The organism is Pseudomonas sp. TYF_14, from assembly GCF_043105275.1.
Classification (GTDB): domain Bacteria; phylum Pseudomonadota; class Gammaproteobacteria; order Pseudomonadales; family Pseudomonadaceae; genus Aquipseudomonas; species Aquipseudomonas alloputida.
Genome location: NZ_JBICLK010000091.1, coordinates 1 through 1,863, shown reverse-complemented (window position 1 = coordinate 1,863; position 1,863 = coordinate 1). Strand labels below are relative to the sequence as shown.

4 protein-coding genes are annotated in these 1,863 nt (G+C 50.0%); all 4 read right to left on the bottom strand.

The genetic code is table 11. The annotated features are described in order from the left end of the window. On the bottom strand, window positions 1-202 hold a 202-nt coding region (locus ACF8O8_RS26600; RefSeq protein ID WP_392510815.1), incomplete at its 3' end, for a hypothetical protein. Between the two features lie 54 nt (window positions 203-256). After that, window positions 257-388 (bottom strand): RHS repeat domain-containing protein, encoded by a 132-nt coding sequence (locus ACF8O8_RS26595; protein ID WP_392510814.1) that lies wholly within the window; start codon window positions 386-388, stop codon window positions 257-259. A gap of 117 nt (window positions 389-505) precedes the next feature. Continuing rightward, window positions 506-1,048, bottom strand: coding sequence for an SMI1/KNR4 family protein (locus tag ACF8O8_RS26590; RefSeq protein WP_392510812.1), 543 nt, complete (start codon window positions 1,046-1,048; stop codon window positions 506-508). Between the two features lie 9 nt (window positions 1,049-1,057). Further along, window positions 1,058-1,863 (bottom strand): RHS repeat-associated core domain-containing protein (locus ACF8O8_RS26585; RefSeq protein WP_392510811.1); only part of this gene is annotated, 806 nt, incomplete at its 5' end.

Genomic DNA, 1,863 nt, shown 5'->3' with positions numbered 1-1,863 from the left:
CGTAGCGCGTCAGCTGGCCGGCAACATCGACCTCATAACGGTCAATGCGACCGTCCGGGCGTTCGCTTTCGACCAGATAGCCACGTGCGTCGTAGCGGAAGTGGGTGTGTTCACCCCGGGCATTGATGCTTTCGCGTAGGCGGCCATGGGCGTCGTAGTGATACAGCGTCTGGGCATTGCTGCAGTCGCGGTAGCTGAGCAACTGACCGCACGTGTTCCAGCTCAGGTACTTGCTCTTTTCGAGGGCATCGGTGACCTAGGTAACACGGCCTTCCGGGTCGTATTGGTACTGTGTCTCGCGCCCCAGCGGGTCCTGCTGCCAGAGCAGATTGCGTGGCCGTTGTTGGGAGCGACAAGGATGTCCAAGCCTCGGGTCGAGCAGGTGCAAAAAGTGCCGCCCGGTGACGGTGTTATAACTACCGTCGCCCAGGGGACTAGACGCGAATGCTACATTGCGGGATGGTTTTTTTGCAGATTCTCCGGCGTTAGTGCGGACGGCACTTAATCATGACATAAGTTCTTGCCAGAACTCACCGCTCTCTGCGTGTACGGCAGATATTACTTCTGAAGGGGTTCCTTGTTTCAGGAAAATAGTTCCGACTCCTCTTGCAAACATTTCAAAATTGCAAGCGATAGCTTTGCAGTCAGATATTTTCGATTCGCTAGTAATAGCAAAAATTTTCCCGTTTTCCGTATTTAGCAATATTGTATAAGGGTCGGATGTTGCTATAGCAATGGTGTTGGTCGGTCTTGATTTTTCAGTCCACCAACGACTAAAGTCATCATCTGTGTTAATTTCTATGAGTTGCTTAATATAATCTTCGTTTGTGCCGAATGATATAGGGCCAAGAGTAAAATTGTTAATGTTGTACTCTTGAATGAAAAGCAAGAATTCGCTTGGGATCTTTGCGTTGATTGAGTTTTCCAGCATGTTTATATTTGTGGGGGGCGATGTTCGGCGTTTAAGTATAAGGTCATACATTTCGCTGCCGAGAGGCTCGAATTTTGTTCTGAGTTGAGACTCAATCTGTTCTATGGTGAGTAGCATTCTTAATCCTTACTTTGCATGCCAAGGGCCACCGCTGCCCACATGGGTTTTTGATGGTACAGGTATAGCATAGTGTCCAAAATTAACATGGTGGTGGACTATATTGTCACCTTTATATTTGGCGTGCTCAGGGAAAACTTTTATCCAAATGTCATCAATTTTAGGTGAAATGCCAAGCTCATTTATTCGATATTGATTGCTTTTGCTTAAGGATTCAGGCTGGAGATTTTTCCATTGCTGCCAAAATTCCCTGTTATTCCTGATGCCGCCATTTGAGGTTTTCGTGCCGCTAGTGAATGTTCGTGTGTCTATTGAGAATTTTGGATCCGGTCGTCCTGGCGTCCGTGGGTCAAACCTAGTCTGATATGGGTTGTCGCCTCTTGATGGCTTTTTGTTTGCCCCGAGGCATCCGCTTAGTCCTAGAGGATCAAGCCAGCCAGTAGGGTTGGGGGAGTATTGATAGAGGTTCAATCCGCCCACTAACCCAATCGGATCCTGCTGGGTAAATCGCCCCACATCCGGATCAAAAAACCTGAATGTGTTGTAATGCAGCCCGGTTTCACGGTCAAGATATTGGCCTTGAAAACGCAGGTTCTGCTCGCGTCCCACCTTGCGAGCATGCCACTCGTCTCGCATCTTGCCCTCGGCCTGGTGTTCGCTGCACCACACTGTCTTGCCGTCAGTGTCGGTCAGCTGTTCCGGCAGGCCAGCCAGGTTGGTGTGGAAGCAGGCGAACGCCTCACTGCCCGGCTTGCCATCAAGGCGGGCCAAGGGTTCGTAGCTGCTCGGGTCGGCATACACATACAAGCTAGCCA